The sequence below is a fragment of the Streptomyces sp. NPDC126499 genome, assembly GCF_040302485.1.
Taxonomy (GTDB): domain Bacteria; phylum Actinomycetota; class Actinomycetes; order Streptomycetales; family Streptomycetaceae; genus Streptomyces.
The window spans coordinates 86,782-105,070 of sequence record NZ_JBEOUO010000019.1 but is presented as its reverse complement, the minus strand read 5'-3'; the positions used below and the strand labels follow the sequence as shown (position 1 = coordinate 105,070).

The 18,289-nt window shown below is 75.2% G+C and carries 5 protein-coding genes; 3 read left to right on the top strand and 2 right to left on the bottom strand.

Annotated elements, in window-relative coordinates:
- Nucleotides 1-101 precede the first annotated feature (101 nt).
- Nucleotides 102-1,136, bottom strand: a complete 1,035-nt coding sequence (locus ABTZ91_RS25605; RefSeq protein ID WP_352079580.1) for a 3-oxoacyl-ACP synthase III family protein — start codon at nt 1,134-1,136, stop codon at nt 102-104.
- A gap of 186 nt (nt 1,137-1,322) precedes the next feature.
- Between ABTZ91_RS25605 and ABTZ91_RS25600 the strand changes: the two genes are divergently transcribed.
- The 3 genes from ABTZ91_RS25600 (at nt 1,323) to ABTZ91_RS25590 (ending at nt 17,434) form a co-directional block, all read left to right on the top strand.
- Nucleotides 1,323-13,421 carry an SDR family NAD(P)-dependent oxidoreductase gene (locus tag ABTZ91_RS25600; protein WP_352079579.1) on the top strand — a complete coding sequence of 4,033 codons (12,099 nt, stop codon included), beginning with the start codon at nt 1,323-1,325 and terminating at the stop codon, nt 13,419-13,421.
- Entirely contained in the window at nt 13,418-16,804 is a 3,387-nt protein-coding gene (locus ABTZ91_RS25595) for a type I polyketide synthase (protein WP_352079578.1), read from the top strand. Before ABTZ91_RS25600 ends, ABTZ91_RS25595 begins: the two co-directional genes overlap by 4 nt.
- 84 nt (nt 16,805-16,888) lie before the next feature.
- The gene (locus ABTZ91_RS25590; RefSeq protein ID WP_352079577.1) at nt 16,889-17,434 is read left to right on the top strand and encodes a helix-turn-helix domain-containing protein; all 546 of its coding nucleotides are present in this window, start codon (nt 16,889-16,891) and stop codon (nt 17,432-17,434) included.
- Between the two features lie 136 nt (nt 17,435-17,570).
- Here ABTZ91_RS25590 and ABTZ91_RS25585 read toward each other — a convergent pair whose 3' ends face one another.
- Entirely contained in the window at nt 17,571-18,269 is a 699-nt protein-coding gene (locus ABTZ91_RS25585; RefSeq protein WP_352079576.1) for an alpha/beta hydrolase, read from the bottom strand.
- Between the last annotated feature and the right edge of the window lie 20 nt (nt 18,270-18,289).

The window sequence follows — 18,289 nt, the reverse complement described above, 5'->3', positions numbered from 1 at the left end:
CGCACGGTCAGGACAGGCCCGGACGGTCAGCGCAGGGGCGCACGGTCAGGACAGGCCCGGACGGTCAGCGCAGGGCGGACGGTCAAGGCAGGGGCGGACGGTCAGGGCAGTTCGAGGGCGAAGCCGGCCTTCAGCCACTTGCTGGACTCGACGGAGATCCCGAGGACCCGGTCGCCCGGCGCCAGCTGCGGCAGGACCTGCTCCAGCTGGAAGAACGGCATCGCGTTGCCCGTGTTGGCGATGGTGTCCACGCGGGTGACCTCCTCCGCGAGGGGCATGTCCAGGCCCTCGACGATCCGCCGCGTCATGCGCCCCGACAGCTGGGGCGGCAGCAGGTAGTCCACGTCCGTGACCGCCCAGCCCAGATCGCCGAGCAGTTCCTCGGCGATCTCCCGGGACATCACCGGGACGGACTCCTCGATCGCCTTGTAGTCCTCCTTGATGTGCGCGCGGTCCGCGTCGTCCCGGTCGAGCGCGCCGGTCCACTCCACGATCTGGCCCGGCTCGCGGCCCAGCCCGGTCAGCCGGTTGAGGACCCGGCGGATCACCGGCGCGCCCGCGGTCGGCTCAGCGGTCAGCACGGCCGCGCCGGCGCCGTCGCCGAACAGCACGAAGTTGACCAGCTCGCCCGAGTCGAGCTTCGCGAGGTCGACACCCGGGTCGTAGTGCCGGGAGCACAGCTCACCGCCGATCACCAGGGCCGTACGGTGTCCGCCGGCCCGTAGCATCTGGCTGCCGACGTCGAGGGCCTGGAAGGCCCCCGCGCAGCCCGACTGCAGCTGGTAGGTCGGCACCCCGTCGATCCCGAGCCGGTCCGCGACGATGTTGACGGTCGCGGGCATGAGCTGGTCGGGCGTGGCGGTGCCGAGGACCACCAGGTCGATGTCGCCGGGCCCGAGACCGGCGTCCGCCAGGGCGCGGGCACCGGCCTCGGTGGCCAGGTCGGCGAGCGTGGACCTGAGCCTGCCGGTCGCCAGGTCCACCGACAGGTGCCGGGCCCGGGTCCCGACGAAGGCGTCGACCCACTCCTCCCAGATCGGGTCCATGCCGAAGTGCCGGGCGAGGTCCGCGTTGTCCAGGGGGTCACCGGGCAGGGCGGTGCCCACGGACAGGATGTGGATTTCCGAGGCTTCCATCCCGCCACTTTCGGCCGCCGGGCTGTCGCCCCGCTGACGGCTGCCTAAAGAACCCCTTAGGCGCCGCACGGGACATTCGCGCCGGTCAACGGCGGACCGCGACGGCTTTAGGTCACGCTAAGCAGCCCGCAAGCCGCGTCGGCGACGTTGCCCGCAAGACCGTCTGGCATTGCGAGGGATGGGTTCATGGCCAACGAAGCGAAACTCCGGGACTACCTCAAGCGGGTGACGACCGACCTGCAGCAGACCCGGCAGAGGCTGACCGACGTCGAGGCCGCGGCGCACGAGCCGATCGCGATCGTCGGCATCGGCTGCCGCTTCCCGGCCGGTGTGCGCAGCCCCGAGGACCTGTGGCGGCTGCTCGCCGCCGGCGGCGACGCCATCACGGACTTCCCCGAGGGCCGCGGCTGGGACCTCGACCGGCTGCACGCGCCGGACCCCGGGTCCGACGCGCAGGCCACCACGTACGTGGCCAAGGGCGGCTTCCTGCACGACGCGGGCCTCTTCGACGCCGGGTTCTTCGGCATCAGCCCGCGCGAGGCCGAGGCGATGGAGCCGCAGCAGCGGGTGCTGCTGGAGACGGCCTGGGAGGCCCTGGAGCGCTCCGGGATCTCCCCGGACAGCCTGCGCGGCAGCGACACCGGCGTGTTCGTCGGCGTCATCGCGCAGGACTACGCGCGCCCCGAGGAGATCCGCCCCGAGCTCGAGGGCTACCTCGTCACCAACACGGCGAGCGTGGCCTCCGGCCGGATCGCCTACACCCTCGGCCTCGAAGGGCCCGCGCTCACCATCGACACCGCCTGCTCGGCCTCGCTGGTCGCGCTGCACCTCGCGACCCAGTCGCTGCGGCAGGGCGAGTGCTCGCTGGCGCTGGCCGGCGGCGCGACGGTCATGGCGTCGCCGGTGCTGCTCACCGAGTTCAGCCGGCAGCGCGGGCTCGCGGCGGACGGCCGCTGCAAGGCCTTCGCCTCCGGCGCGGACGGCACCGGTTTCAGCGAGGGCTCCGCGCTGCTCGTCCTGGAGCGCCTCTCGGACGCCCGCCGCAACGGCCACCCGGTGCTCGCGGTGATCCGCGGCACGGCCGCGAACCAGGACGGCGCGAGCAACGGCCTCACGGCGCCCAACGGGCTCGCGCAGGAGGCCGTCATCCGCCAGGCCCTGGCCAACGGCCGCCTGACGGCCGACCAGGTCGACGCGGTCGAGGCCCACGGCACCGGAACGACCCTCGGCGACCCGATCGAGGCCCAGGCGCTCATCAACACGTACGGGCAGGGCCGGGGCGGCGACGAGCCGGTGTGGCTGGGCTCGATCAAGTCGAACATCGGCCATACGCAGGCGGCTGCCGGTGTCGCCGGTGTGATCAAGATGGTCATGGCGATGCGCAACGGGGTACTCCCCCGGACCCTGCACGTCGACGAGCCGACCGACCACGTCGACTGGTCGGACGGCACCGTCCGACTCCTCACCGAGGAACAGCCGTGGCCGGCCCGCGACGACCGGCCCCGCCGGGCGGGTGTGTCGTCGTTCGGGATCAGCGGAACGAACGCACACGTCGTCATCGAGCAGGCACCCGAAGCCCCCACAGCCACCGACACCCCGGAAGTCGCCGACCTTCCCTGGCTGCTGTCGGCCAAGAGCGAGCAGGCCCTGCGCGACCAGGCACGACAGCTCCACACCTACACCACCGAACATCCCCACACCCCGGCACACCAGGTCGCCGCCGCACTCGCCGCGCGAGCCCGCTTCGACCACCGCGCCGTCGTCGACACCACCGACCGCGACGCCCTGCTCACCGCGCTCGCCGCACTCGCCGACGGCGCCGAGGCACCCGGACTGACCACCGGCACCGCCCTCACCGGCAAGACCGCGTTCCTCTTCACCGGCCAGGGCAGCCAACGCCTCGGCATGGGCCGACAACTGTACGAGTCCGACCCGGTGTTCGCCGCCGCCTTCGACGAAATAGCCGCCCTCTTCGACCAGCACCTCGACCAGCCCCTGCGCCAGGTCATGTGGGGCAAGGACCCGGACACCCTCCACCAGACCCAGTACGCCCAAGCGGCCCTCTTCACCCTCCAGACCGCACTCCACCGCACCCTCACCCACCGAGGCGTCACCCCCGACGCCCTCATCGGCCACTCCATCGGCGAGATCGCCGCCGCCCACGCCGCCGGCGTCCTCGACCTCACCGACGCCGTCACCCTCGTCACCGTCCGCGGCCGCCTCATGCAAACCGCCCGCGACGACGGCGCCATGCTCGCCGTCCAGGCCACCGAGGACGAGGTCGCGTCCTTCCTGGCCGAGGCCCGGTACGAGGGCAGCCTGACCGTCGCGGCGCTGAACGGCCCGGACGCGACGGTGCTTTCGGGTGACGAGGACGCCGTGGCCGAGGCCCTCGCGCACTGGACCGGTCTCGGTCGCCGTGCCAAGCGCCTGACGGTCAGTCACGCCTTCCACTCGGCGCACATGGACGGGGTCCTCGACGAGTTCCGGTCCGCGATCGCCGGCCTGACCTTCCACGCCCCGAAGATCCCCGTCATCTCCAACGTCACCGGCCGCCCCGCCACCGATGACGACCTCCGCACCCCCGACTACTGGGCACGACACATCCGCGGAACCGTCCGCTTCCACCCCGGCATCCAGCACCTCGAAGCCCACGGCACCACCCGCTACCTCGAACTCGGCCCCGACGCCACCCTCACCGCCCTCGCCCAGCAGACCCTCGACAACCCCACCGCCGTCCTCGCGCCCACCCTGCGCAAGAACACCCCCGAACCCACCACCCTCGCCACCGCCGCCGCCCGCCTCCACACCGCCGGCCACACCCCCACCACCTGGCAGCCCCAGGCCCCGGCGCCGTACGTGGAGGACCTGCCCACCTACCCCTTCCAGCACGAGCACTACTGGGTCGAGCGGACGACCACCGGGACCGACGTGACGTCCGCCGGGCTCGTCTCCGCCGGGCACCCCTTCCTGGGCGCGCTGGTCACGCTCGCCGACAGCGACCAGCTCGTCCTCACCGGACGGATCTCGCTGCGCACCCACCCCTGGCTCGCCGACCACACCATCTCCGGCACCGTGCTGCTGCCCGGCACCGCCTTCGCCGACCTCGCGCTCCACGCCGCCGGCCACACCGACACGCCGACCCTTGAGGACCTCACCCTCGAAGCGCCGCTCGTGCTGCGCGAACAGGGCTCGGTGGAGCTGCAGTTGGTGGTCGACGCGGCGGCCGGGTCCGACCGCCGGGCGTTCACGATCCACGCGCGCGGCGAGGACGCCGAGTCGTGGACCCGGCACGCCTCCGGCACCCTCTCCACCACCCCGGGCGGCACGGGGGCGGACCGCGCGTCCCTGCCGTGGCCGCCGCCCGGCGAGCAGGTCGACCTGACCGGTCTCTACGGAGAACTGCACGCCCAGGGCTACGCGTACGGCACCGCCTTCCAGGGCCTCACGGCGGCCTGGCGCGACGGCGACGACCTCTACGCCGAGATCGAGCTGCCCGGGGAGGCCGACGCCCTCGGGCACCCGGTGCACCCCGCGCTCCTCGACGCCGCGCTCCACCCGCTGCTGCTCGACCTGGTGGGCGGCACACCGGAGACGGTGCGGCTGCCGTTCAGCTGGTCCGACGTCACCCTGCACGCGACCGGCGCCGCCCGGCTGCGGGTCCGGCTGACCCGGTCCGGCGCCGACACGGTCACCCTGACCGCCGACGACCCCGAGGGCGGTCCCGTCGTCGACGTCGGCGCCCTCCTGATCCGTCCGGCCGACATCGGTGCCGCGTCCGCCGCCTCCGGCGACCGCTCGCATGCCCTGTACCGGGTCGACTGGCGGCCCGTGCCCGGCGCCGCCGACGCCCGTACGCGGGACGACGCGGCGGCCGCCGCGCCCGTGCGCGCGGTGGTGGGGCCCGACGTCGTCGGCGTCGCCGACGCCCTCGGCGACGGTGCCGTGCGGTACGCCGACCTCGACGCGCTGGCCGCCGCCGACGGGCCCGTACCGGCCGAGGTCCTGGTGCCGTTCACGCCGGGACGCCCGCCCCGGGGCACGTACGACCCGGTGGCGATCGCCCGCGAGGCGCCGCACCGGATGCTCGGCCTGATCCAGCGCTGGCTCGCCGACGAGCGGTTCGCCGGCTCGCGGATGGTCGTCGTCACCCGCCACGCGGTCTCCACCCGCTACGACGAGTCGATCCGGGACCAGAGCCTCGCCGTGTGGGGCCTGGTGCGCTCCGCGCAGACCGAGCACCCGGACCGCTTCCTGCTGGTCGACGTGGACCGCGACGAGGCCTCGTACCGGTCGCTCGGCACCGCGCTCGACACGCCCGGCGAGACGCAGCTCGCGCTCCGCCGCGGCACCGTGCTCGCCGCCCGCCTGACGCCGGACGCGCCCGAGGGGCGCCTTCCCGTCCCGGCCGGCAGCGCGGGCTGGCGGCTCGGCGCGACAGCCAAGGGCACCCTGGACAATCTGGCCCTGCTGCCCGCCGAGGCGCCCGACGCGCCGCTCGCCCCGGGGCAGGTGCGGGTCCAGGTGCGCGCCGCGGGCCTCAACTTCCGCGACGTCCTGATCACCCTCGGCCAGTACCCCGGTGAGGCACCGATCGCCAGCGAGGGCGCCGGATACGTCCTGGAGACCGGTCCGGGCGTCGACGGCCTCGCGCCCGGCGACCGGGTGATGGGCCTGTTCACCGAGGGCGCGGCCGGACCGGTCGCGGTCACCGACCACCGGCTGCTGTCCCGGGTGCCGGCCGGCTGGTCGTTCACCCAGGCCGCCGCGACGCCGGTGGTGTTCCTCACCGCCCTGTACGCGCTGACCGACCTGGCCGACGCCCGCGCCGGGCAGACGGCGCTGATCCACTCCGCCGCGGGCGGTGTCGGCATGGCCGCGACGCAGATCGCCCGCGCCCTGGGTCTGGAGGTGTACGGCACGGCCTCGCCCGTCAAGTGGGACGCGCTGCGTTTCCAGGGCTTCGACGACGCCCATCTGGCGAACTCCCGCACCCTCGACTTCGAGCGGGAGATCCTGGCCGCCACCGAGGGCCGTGGTGTGGACGTGGTCCTCGACGCGCTCGTCGGCGAGTACGTGGACGCGTCGCTGCGGCTGCTGCCGCGCGGCGGCCGGTTCGTCGAGATGGGCAAGGCCGACGTCCGTGATCCCGAGCAGGTGGCCGAGGCGCACCCGGGCGTGGTCTACCGTTCGTTCGACCTCATGGAGGCCGGCCCGGACCGCATCCAGGAGATGCTGGCCGAGCTCCTCGCCCTGTTCGAGGCGGGCCGGCTCGGCCCGCTGCCGGTGGAGGCCTGGGACGTACGGCGGGCCCGGGACGCCTTCCGGCACCTGGGCCAGGCCCGGCACACCGGCAAGGTGGTCCTCACCCTGCCGCGGGCCCTCGACCCCGACGGCACGGTCCTCGTGACCGGCGCCACCGGCACCCTCGGGCGGCTCGTCGCCCGTCATCTGGCCACCCGGCACGGGGTCCGGCACCTGCTCCTGACGAGCCGGCGCGGCCTTGCGGCGCCCGGCGCCGACGAGCTGGTCGCCGAGCTCGCGGAGCTCGGCGCCCGGGCCACCGTCGTCGCCTGCGACACGGGCGACCCGGCGGCGGTGCGGCGGCTGTTCGCGTCCGTCGACCCGGCGCGTCCGCTGACCGCCGTCGTGCACACGGCCGGTGTCCTCGACGACGGCACCATCGAGTCGATGACGCCGGAGCGCCTGGACACGGTGGCCCGCTCCAAGCAGGACGCGGCCTGGCTGCTCACGGACGAGGTGCGCGACCTGGACCTGGCCGCGTTCGTGATGTTCTCGTCGTTCGCCGGCATCATCGGCAACGCCGGGCAGTCCAACTACGCGGCCACCAACTCCTTCCTGGACGGCCTCGCCGCGTACCAGCGCTCCAACGGCCTGCCGGGCGTCTCGCTCGCCTGGGGCCTGTGGGGCGCGGACGGGGCCGCGGACGCGGGCGGCGGTATGGCCGGCGCGCTCGACGCGGGCGACCTGGCCCGGCTCGCGGGTGCCGGTCTCGCCCCGATCGACCCGGAGCAGGGCCTCGCGCTGTTCGACGAGGCGCTGACCACGGACGAGCCGCTGCTCGTCCCGCTGCGCCTCGACCCGCCCGCGCTGCGGGCCCGCGCCGAGGCGGGCACCCTGCCTCCGCTGCTGCGCGGTCTGGTGCGCTCGCGCACCCGGCGTGCGGCGGCGGGCCGGCCGGCCCCGGCGGGTGCCGGGTCGCTCGCGGAGCGGCTCGCGGGCGTCGACCCGGCCGAGCGCGACCGGCAACTGCTCGCGCTGGTGCGGGCCGAGGCGGCGGCGGTGCTCGGGCACGGCGCCGGTGACACGCTCGCCCCGGAGCGGGCGTTCAAGGACGTCGGCTTCGACTCGCTGACGGCGGTCGAGCTGCGCAACCGGCTCAACGCGGCCACCGGCCTCAGGCTGCCGTCCTCTCTGGTCTTCGACCACCCCACGCCGGCCGCCCTCGCGGCGCATCTGCGCACCGGTCTGTTCGGCGACGCCGAGCCGGCCGCGGCTCCGGCCGCCCGGCGCGCCGGGCCGGCCACGGCGGCGGAAGCCGACGAGGACCCGATCGCCATCGTCGGCATGGCCTGCCGCTACGCGGGCGGTGTCGCCTCGCCCGAGGACCTGTGGCGGCTCGTGCTGTCCGGGACGGACGCGGTGACCGGCTTCCCCGAGGACCGCGGCTGGGATCTGGAGAACCTGTACGACCCCGATCCGACCCGGTCCGGCACCTCGTACACGCGGCGCGGCGCGTTCCTCACCGACGCCGACCGTTTCGACGCGGCCTTCTTCGGGATCAACCCGCGTGAGGCGACGGCCATGGATCCGCAGCAGCGGCTGCTCCTGGAGACGGCGTGGGAGGCCGTGGAGCGGGCGGGGATCGACCCGACGACGCTGCGCGGCAGCGACACGGGCGTGTTCGCGGGCGTCGTCGCCGGCGACTACGTGACCCGGCTCGGGCAGGCGCCCGAGGCGGTCGAGGGCTATCTGGCGACCGGCACCACGGCGAGCGTGGCCTCCGGCCGCATCGCCTACTCCTTCGGCTTCGAGGGCCCCGCGGTGTCCGTGGACACGGCGTGCTCCTCGTCGCTGGTCGCGCTGCACCTGGCCGCGCAGTCGCTGCGGCAGGGCGAGTGCTCGCTCGCCCTGGCGGGCGGCGCGACCGTCCTCGCGGGGCCCACGAGCTTCGTCGAGTTCAGCCGGCAGCGGGCGCTGTCGCCGGACGGTCTCGCCAAGGCCTTCTCGGACTCCGCGGACGGCACCGGCTGGGGCGAGGGCGCGGGTCTGCTGCTGCTCGAGCGGCTGTCGGACGCGCGCCGCAACGGGCACCCCGTCCTCGCCCTGGTGCGGGGCACGGCCACCAACCAGGACGGCGCGAGCAACGGCCTGTCCGCGCCGAACGGGCCCTCGCAGGAACGCGTGATCCGCCAGGCCCTCGCCAACGCCCGCCTGACGGCCGACCAGGTCGACGCCGTCGAGGCCCACGGCACGGGCACCCGCCTCGGCGACCCCATCGAGGCCCAGGCCCTCATCAACACCTACGGCAGCGAACGCGACGCCGAACACCCGCTGTGGCTAGGCTCGTTGAAGTCCAACATCGGCCACACGATGGCGGCGGCCGGGGTCGGCGGCGTCATCAAGATGGTGATGGCGATGCGGAACGGTCTGCTGCCGAAGACGCTCCACGTCGAGCGCCCGACGACGCACGTCGACTGGTCGGACGGCACCGTGCGGCTGCTCACCGAGGAGCAGGCGTGGCGCACCGCGGGCGACGAGCCGCGCCGGGCCGGCGTCTCGTCCTTCGGCATCAGCGGCACCAACGCCCACGTGATCATCGAGCAGGCACCGGAGGAACCGGACGGCGCCGGGGCCGATGACCGACTCCCCGACCTGCCCTGGCTGTTGTCGGCCAAGACCGAGCAGGGTCTGAAGGACCAGGCCCGTCTGCTCCTCGCCTACGCCACCGAGCACCCCGAGGTGCCGGTACGGCGGATCGCGGGCACGCTCGCCGCCCGCGCCCGCTTCGACCACCGCGCCGTGGTGGACGCGGGCGACCGCGAGGCGCTGCTCGCCGGCCTCGACGCGCTCGCCGGAGGCAGGGAGGTGCCCGGCCTGGTGACCGGCACGACGGTGGGCCACGAGCCCGGCCGCGCCGTGTTCGTCTTCCCCGGCCAGGGCAGCCAGTGGCTCGCCATGGGCCGCGAACTCATGCGGGACAGCGAGGAGTTCGCCGGTTACGTGCGGGAGTGCGCCGACGCGCTCGCCCCGCACACCGACTGGAACCTGACCGCCGTCCTCGCGGGCGACCCCGACGCCGCCCCGCTCGACCGGGTCGACGTCGTGCAGCCCGCGCTGTTCGCGATGATGGTCTCGCTCGGCCGGCTCTGGCGGCGGTACGGCGTGGAGCCCGCCGCGGTGATCGGCCACTCCCAGGGCGAGATCGCCGCCGCGTACCTCGCCGGCGCCCTCAGCCTCGCCGACGCCGCCCGGGTGGCCGCGCTGCGCAGTCGCGCCCTCACCCGGCTCGCGGGCACCGGCGGCATGCTGTCGGTGCAGCTGCCCGCCGACGTCGTACGGGAGCGGCTGATCGACGACACGTACGTCGCCGCCGTCAACGGCCCGGCCCTCACGGTCGTCTCGGGCGCGCCCGAGGCCCTCGGGACGCTCAAGGAGCGGTTCACGGCGGAGGGCGTCCGGGCCAGGATGATCCCCGTCGACTACGCCTCGCACTCCCCGCACGTCGACGCGCTGCGCGACGAGCTGCGCGAGCTGCTCGGCGGGATCGAACCCCGCGCCACGGACGTGCCGTTCTGGTCCACGGTCACGCGCGGCCCGCTCGCCGGCACCGAGCTCACCGGCGAGTACTGGGTGCGCAACCTGCGCGAGCCGGTGCTCTTCGAGGAAACCGTGCGCGGGCTGCTCGCCGCCGGACACACCGCCTTCATCGAGGTCAGCGCGCACCCCGTGCTGGTGCCCGCGATCCAGGACACCGTGGAGGAGGCGGGCACCGCGGCGGTCGCGCTCGGCACGCTCCGCCGCGACCAGGGCGGCCTCGACCGCTTCCGCACCTCGCTGGCCGAGGCGCACGTCACCGGCACCTCGCCCGCGGCGTGGCGGCCCGCGCTGCCGCCCGTGGACCCGGCGGGACCGCCCACCTACCCGTTCCAGCGGCAGCGCTACTGGCTGGAGGGGACCGGCGCCGCCGTCGACGCGGACGGCCTCGGCCTGGACACCGCCGGGCACCCGCTGCTCGGCGCCAGCATCCCGCTCGCCGGCTCCGGGCAGGTCGTGTTCACCGGCCGGGTCTCCCTGCGCACCCACCCCTGGCTCGCCGAGCACGCGGTGGAGGGCACGGCGCTGCTCCCGGGCACGGGCTTCCTCGACCTGGCGCTGCACGCGGCGGACCGCACCGGCGCGGGCGGCGTCGAGGACCTCACCCTGGAGGCGCCGCTGACGCTCGCCGAACAGGGCGCGGTGGTGCTCCAGGTGACGGTCGGCGCGCCGGACGAGGCGGGCCTGCGGCCGCTGGGCATCCACTCCCGTACGGGCGACGACGCGGACTGGACCCGGCACGCGACCGGCACGCTCGGCGCCGCTTCCGGCGCCGACCCGGCCGACCGGGCGCCCGCCGGGAACCCGGTGTGGCCGCCGGCCGGGGAACGGGTCGACCTCGGCGACGCGTACGGTGAACTGCTCGCCCGCGGCTACGCGTACGGGCCGCTCTTCCAGGGGCTCACCGCGCTGTGGCGCGACGGCGACGACCTCTACGCCGAGGTCGAGCTGCCCGAGGACACCGACACCACCGGCCACGCGGTCCACCCGGCGCTCCTCGACGCCGCCCTGCACGCCCTGGCGCTCGCGCCGGCGGGCACGGACGGCACGGACCGCACGGACGCCACGGACCGCACGGACGGCTCCGGGGAGGCGGACGCGAACGGCGCCGGGGAGGGTGCCGGGGACTCCACGGAGATCCTGCTGCCGTTCTCCTTCGGCGGCGTACGGCTGCACCGCACCGGCGCGAAGGCGCTGCGGGTGCGACTGACCAGGACCGGCACGACCTCGGTCGCCCTGCGGCTCACCGACGCGGACGGCGCGCCCGTCGCCGACGTCGAGACGCTGGCCCTGCGTCCGCTGCCGGCCGCCGAGCTGGCCGCGCTGCGCTCCCCGGGAGCGGCGGACCTGCCGCTGTACGCGGTCGACTGGACGGCCGGCGGCCAGGCCGCCCCGGCGGCATCGACCGCCTCGGCCGAGGGCACGTGGGCGGTGCTCGGGGAGCACGGCGGCGGGATCGCCGCGGCGCTCGGCGACGCGCCCGTGTTCGCCGGCACGGCCGAGCTCGGCGCGGCCGTCGCCGACGGCACGCTGCGAGCGCCGGACACGGTCGTCGCCGTCCTTCCCCCCACCGGGACCGGGGCCACCGGGACCGGCACCGGGACCACGGGGACCGGGACCACCGGCACCACGGGGACCGGCACCGAGACCGTCCCGACCGGTGCCGATGTCCGGGCCGTGCTCGACCCGCTGCTCGCGCTGCTGCGCGACTGGCAGACCGACGAACACCTCGCCGCGGGACGCCTCCTCGTGGCCGCGCGCGGCGCGGTCGCGGTACGGGACGGCGACACCGTCGACCCGGTGGCCGCCGCCGCGTGGGGCCTGCTGCGCACGGCGCGGAGCGAGAACCCGGACCGGATCGTGCTGCTGGACCACGACGGCACGGACGCCTCGCTGCGCGCCCTGGCCGCGGGAACCCGCCCCGACGAGAGCGAACTCGCCCTGCGCGACGGCACCTGGTACACGCCCCGGCTCACCGCGCTGCCGGACACCCCGAGGCCCGGCACCACGACCGACGCCGGAGCCGGGGCCCGGCCCTGGGACCCGGACGGCACCGTCCTGATCACCGGCGGCACCGGCACCCTCGGCGGGCTCGTCGCCCGCCGGCTCGTCACCGGCCACGGCGTGCGGCACCTGCTGCTCACGGGCCGGCGCGGACCCGCCGCCCCGGGCGCCACGGACCTCGCCGCCGAACTCACCGCGCTGGGCGCGGAGGTCCGGATCGAGGCCTGCGACGCGGGCGACCGCGACGCGCTCGCCGCCCTGCTCGCCCGGATCCCCGCCGACCGGCCGCTCACCGCGGTCGTGCACGCGGCGGGCGTCCTGGACGACGGCGTCATCCAGTCGCTGACCCCGGAGCGGCTCGACACGGTGCTCGCCGCCAAGGCCGACGCGGCGCTGCACCTGCACGAACTCACCCGCGAGCTGCCGCTCGCCGCGTTCGTCCTGTTCTCCTCGCTCGCCGGCGTCGTCGGCAACGCGGGACAGGGCAACTACGCCGCCGCCAACGCCCTGTTGGACGGTCTGGCCGTGCACCGGCAGGCCCTCGGGCTGCCCGCGCTCTCCCTGGCCTGGGGACTGTGGGCCGACGGCAGCGCGCTGACCGGCCACCTCGACGGCCGGGAACGCGACCGGCTCGGCCGCGACGGCGTCGTACCGCTCAGGGCCGAGGACGGACTCGCCCTCCTCGACCGCGCCCTGGCCGGCGCGCCGGCCGCCGTCGTCGCCGCACGCCTGGACCGCGCCGAACTCCGGCGCCGCGCCGGGGCCGGGCTCCTGCCGCCGCTGTTCGGCGGACTCGTACCGGCGCCCGCGCGCCGGGCCGCCACGGCGGCACCGGCCGGCTCCCTGGCCGAACGCCTCGGCCACGTACCGGAGAAGGAACGGGAGCGCCTGGTCCTCGACCTGGTGCGGGAGACCGCCGCGCTCGTCCTCGGCCACAGCGACACCACCCTCATCGACGACGAGCACTCGTTCAAGGAGCTCGGCTTCGACTCCCTGACGGCGGTGGAGTTCCGCAACCGGCTCAGCGCCGCCACCGGACTGCGGCTGCCCGCGACCGTGGTCTTCGACCACCCGTCGCCCGCCGCGCTGGCCACCCGCCTGCGCGCCGGCGCGGAGGAGGCCGCGGCGAAGACGGCGGCGGCGAAGGCGGCGGCCGCTCCGGGCGCCAAGGAGGCCGCCGGTACCGACCCGCTCGCCGGGCTCGACGCCCTGGAGAAGGCCCTCGCCCTGACCCCGGAGACCGACACCGACACCCGTACGGAGGTCGGCAGGCGGCTGCGGGAGCTGCTGAGCGGCCTGGAGGCCACCCCCTCGGCGGCAGCCGCCGCGGGCTCGCCGAAGGCCGGCCCCGAGGACGTGGCCGCCCGGATCAAGTCCGCATCGGCGAGCGACCTCCTCGATCTCATCGACAGCGAATTCGGCAGGAAGGCCCGGTCGAAGTGACGACAACGACGCCGACGACGGACAGCACCACCGAGACGGACACCACCGCCGAACCCGCCTCCCAGGAGGAACGGCTGGTCGAGTACCTCAAGTGGATCACCGCGGACCTGCACGAGACGCGGCAGAAGCTCGCCGAGGCCGAGTCCGCGGCCCGGGAGCCGATCGCCGTGGTCGGCATCGGCTGCCGCTACCCCGGCGGCATCCGCGGTCCCGAGGACCTGTGGCGGGTCGTGGACTCCGGCACCGACGCCATCGGCGGCTTCCCCGAGGACCGCGGCTGGGACCTCGACGCGCTGTACGACGCCGACCCGGACCGCTCCGGCACCTCGTACACCCGCAACGGCGGCTTCCTGCCGGACGCCACCGAGTTCGACGCGGGCTTCTTCGGACTCAGCCCGCGCGAGGCGCTGGCCACCGACCCGCAGCACCGGCTGCTCCTGGAGACCACCTGGGAGGCGCTGGAGCAGGCCGGGCTCGACCCGCGCGAGCTGCGGGGCAGCCGGACCGCGGTCTTCGCGGGCCTGATGTACAGCGACTACGCGGCACGGCTCCCCCGCATCCCGGAGGAGGTGGAGGGCTTCATCGGCAACGGCACCGCGCCGTCGGTCGCCACCGGCCGCATCTCGTACACCTTCGGCTTCGAGGGCCCGGCCGTCACCGTCGACACCGCCTGCTCCTCCTCCCTGGTCGCCATCCACCTGGCCGTCCAGGCGCTGCGCCAGGGCGAGTGCTCGCTCGCCCTGGCAGGCGGCGCGACGGTCCTGTCGACGCCCGGTCTGTTCACCGAGTTCAGCCGGCAGCGAGGCCTGTCCGCCGACGGCCGCTGCAAGTCCTTCGCGGCCGGCGCCGACGGCACCGGCTTCGGCGAGGGCGCGGCCCTGGTCGTCCTGGAGCGGCTGTCCGACGCCCGCCGCAACGGCCACGAGGTGCTCGCCGTCATCCGCGGCAGCGCCGTCAACCAGGACGGCGCGAGCAACGGCCTCACCGCGCCCAACGGGCCCGCCCAGGAGGCGGTCATCCGCCAGGCCCTCGACAACGCCCGGCTGGCCCCCGCCGACGTCGATGCCGTCGAGGCCCACGGCACCGGCACCACGCTCGGCGACCCGATCGAGGCGCAGGCCCTGATCAACGCGTACGGGCGGGATCGGCCCGCCGACCGGCCGCTGTGGCTGGGCGCGCTCAAGTCGAACATCGGGCACACCCAGGCCGCCGCCGGCGTCGGCGGCGTCATCAAGATGGTGATGGCCCTGCGCAACGGCGTACTGCCCCGCACGCTGCACGCGGACGAGCCGACACCCCACGTGGACTGGTCGGACGGCACGGTCCGGCTGCTGTCCGCGCCCCGCCCGTGGCCCGCGGAGGAGGGCCGGCCGCGCCGGGCCGGCGTGTCCTCCTTCGGGATCAGTGGCACCAACGCGCATCTGATCCTGGAGGAAGCCCCGGAGGCGGAGGCGGGGGACGCGGAGGCGGGGGACGCGGAGGCGCCGGAGCCGGCCGGTGCTTCGGAGACCTCGGGGGTCTTGGGGGCTTCAGGGACTTCGGGGAGCTCCGGGACTTCGGCGACCTCGGGGACTTCGGGGCCTGCCGAGGCCGCCCAGAGCCGCGCGGGTGCCGCGCTCCCGCTGGTCGCCTGGCCGCTGTCCGGCCGGGGCCCGGGAGCCCCGGCCGCGCAGGCCCGCCGGCTGCTCGACCACCTGACGGAGCACGCCGGACCGACCGCCACCGAGGTGGCGCGGACCCTGGCCACCCGGCCGGCCCTGGAGGACCGGGCCGTCGTGCTCGGCGAGGACCGCGAGGCCCTGCTGCGGGGCCTCGCGGACCTCGCGTCCGGCGGCCGGTCCGCGGCCGTCGTCCGGGGCAGGACCGAGCGCCGCGCGCGCACCGCGTTCCTGTTCACCGGCCAGGGCAGCCAGCGCCTCGGGATGGGCCGCGAACTGTACGAGTGCCACCCGGTGTTCGCCGCCGCCTTCGACGAGGTGTGCGCGCTCTTCGACCGGCACCTGGAACGGCCGCTGCGGGACATCGTGTTCGCGGCGCCCCGCACGCCCGAGGCCGCCCTGCTCGACCGTACGCGCTACGCGCAGGCCGCCCTGTTCGCGCTGGAGACGGCGCTGTTCCGGGTGATGGAACACCACGGACTCGTACCGGACTTCGTGATCGGACACTCGGTGGGCGAGCTGGCCGCCGCGTACGCGGCGGGCGTGCTGACCCTCCAGGACGGGGTGGCGCTCGTGGCCGTCCGCGGCCGGCTCATGGAGTCGGCCCGGGGCGACGGCGCCATGGTGTCGCTACAGGCCTCCGAGGAGGAAGTCGAGGCCTTCCTGACGGGAGACGCGGCAGGGGCGGAGGGCACGAAGGGCGCGGGGGGCACGGAGGGCCCCGGCGCCACGGGAGGCTTCGCGGGGGGCCGGCTGTCGATCGCGGCGGTCAACGGACCCCGGTCGGTGGTCGTCTCGGGCGACGTCGACGCGGCCGCCGAGGCCACGGCACACTGGCGGGCGCAGGGCCGCAAGACCAAGCGGCTGCGGGTCAGCCACGCCTTCCACTCGCACCACATGGACGGAATCCTGGAGGAGTTCCGCGAGGCCGTCGCGGCGCTGTCCTTCACACCGCCGGTGATCCCGCTGATCTCCAACCTGACCGGCCGGCCCGCGAGCGCGGCGGAACTGGGCGACCCCGACTACTGGGTGCGGCACGTCCGCGAGGCGGTCCGCTTCCACCCGGGCGTGCGGCACCTGGAGGACGAGGGCGTCCGCCTGTACGTGGAGCTCGGCCCGGACGGCATCCTCTCCGCCCTCACCGCGCAGAGCCTGCGCAAGGAGCCGCCGGTCCTGGTCCCGGCCCTGCGCGCCGACCGCCCGGAGGCGCGGACGCTGCTCACGGCGCTCGGCCTGGCCTGGGCGCACGGCCGCCCGGTGAACTGGGCCGGGCTCGCCCCCGCGGGCCGGCGGGTGCCCCTTCCGCCGTACGCCTTCCAGCGGCGCCCGTACTGGCTTCACGCCCCGGCCGTACGGCTCGCAGAGGAGCCGGCGGCCCCCTCCACCCCGGCGCGGGACGGCGGCCTCGAAGTCGTCGATGCCCTCGGAGACCCCGTCCCGCGCCGGAATCTCGCCGGGCTCGCCCCCGAGGAGCGGGAGGCGGAGCTCCTGGAACTGGTGCTGTCCTCGGCGGCGGACGTACTCGGGCACGACTCCGTCGCCGAGATCGCCCCGGACGCCACCTTCCTGGAGGCCGGATTCACCTCGTTCACGGGCCTTGAGCTGCGCAATCTGCTGGCCGAGGCGACGGGGCTCGAACTGGCGGCGACGCTCGCGTTCGACCATCCGACGCCCGCGGAGCTGGCCGCCCGGCTGAGCAGGGAGATCGGCGGGGAGGCAGGATAGAATCGGGGTCCTACCCCGCTTATGGTGCCGCTGCCGTCGCCGGCGGCGGCACCGTCCGAGCACGGCTGAGGAGAAGACAGCACGATGCGCGCAGACGCCCGCCGCAACTACGAGCGACTCCTGACCGAGGCCAGGAAGGCCTTCGACAAGCACGGCATCCACACCTCGCTCGACGACATCGCCAAGCAGGCGGGGCTGGGCAACGCGACGCTGTACCGCCACTTCCCCACCCGGGAGGCCCTGCTCAAGACGATGCTCCGGGACAGCCTCTCCGAACTCGGTGACACGGCCCAGGAGTTGCTGACCACGGAGCCGGCCGGCGCGGCCCTCGCGACCTGGGTCCGGGCGGCGGTGGCCCACGCCACCACGTACCGGGGACTCGTGACCCTGCTGATGGACAGCCTCAAGGACGAGACCTCCGAGCTGAACAACGCCTGCACGTCGATGCAGTCGTCCGGCCAGCAGCTCCTGGAACGCGCACAGCGGACCGGCGAGGTGCGGGACGACATCACCGCGGCCGAGCTGTTCGCGCTGATCGCCGCGGTGGCCTGGACCCGAGAGCACGCCCCCGACGAGGCCGACCAGGTCCTCACGGTCCTGATCGACGGCCTCTGGCCACCGCGACGCTGACCCGAGCGGGCCCGGACGGACCGCTGCTCGCGGCCCCGCCGGGCCCGCTCGGGCCGTCCGTCCCCGGATCGCTCCGGCGCGCATCTCCGGCACCAACCCCCAGGGCGACAAGGAGTCCGTCAGCGTAGAGCTGCGGTCACTTCCCGACGGTGCCGAGGAGGACCTGCGCCAGTTCGCGCGGCCGGGAGAACATCGGCCAGTGGCCGGTGTCCATCTCGATCAGCCGCCAGTCCTCGCTGAGCAGGAGGTCTGCCACGTCATCGCCCGGCTCGGGGTCACCGAGCGTGCACGTGACGTACGTCGCCGGGAGGTCACCGAGCGACCGTTCCAGCACGGCGGGTTCGGTCAGCGTGGCGCCCGGGTGCGGCGACGAGCCGCGAACGATCCGTGCGATCTGCTCATCGGTGAGACCGTGACCCTCGAAGTGGGTCGCAGGCGCGACCGGCCAGAATCCCTCGTTCTCGGCGATCGACGCCCGCACCGTCACCCCGCCGTCCGGCCAGGAGGAGACGAACGATTCGCCATCGGCCGGAACACTGGAGTCGACGAAGACCACGCCCGCCAGCCGATCGCCGACCCGTTCGGCGGCCTGACCGACCGGGATGCCCGAGTAGCTGTGACCTACCAGGACGACCTCACGCAGATCCCGACGCTCGACCTCGTCGACGATGTCCTGCACGTGGGTCTGCTGCCCGGCCGGCACGCCTCGCTTCTCGGCGAGACCCGACAGCGTCAGCGGGTAGACGCCGTGGCCGGCCGCTCTCAGATGCGGCACCACCTCGTCCCACGCCCACGCTCCGAGCCGCGCACCTGCCACCAGCACGTAGTTCGCCATGGCCGCACCCTAGCCAAGCG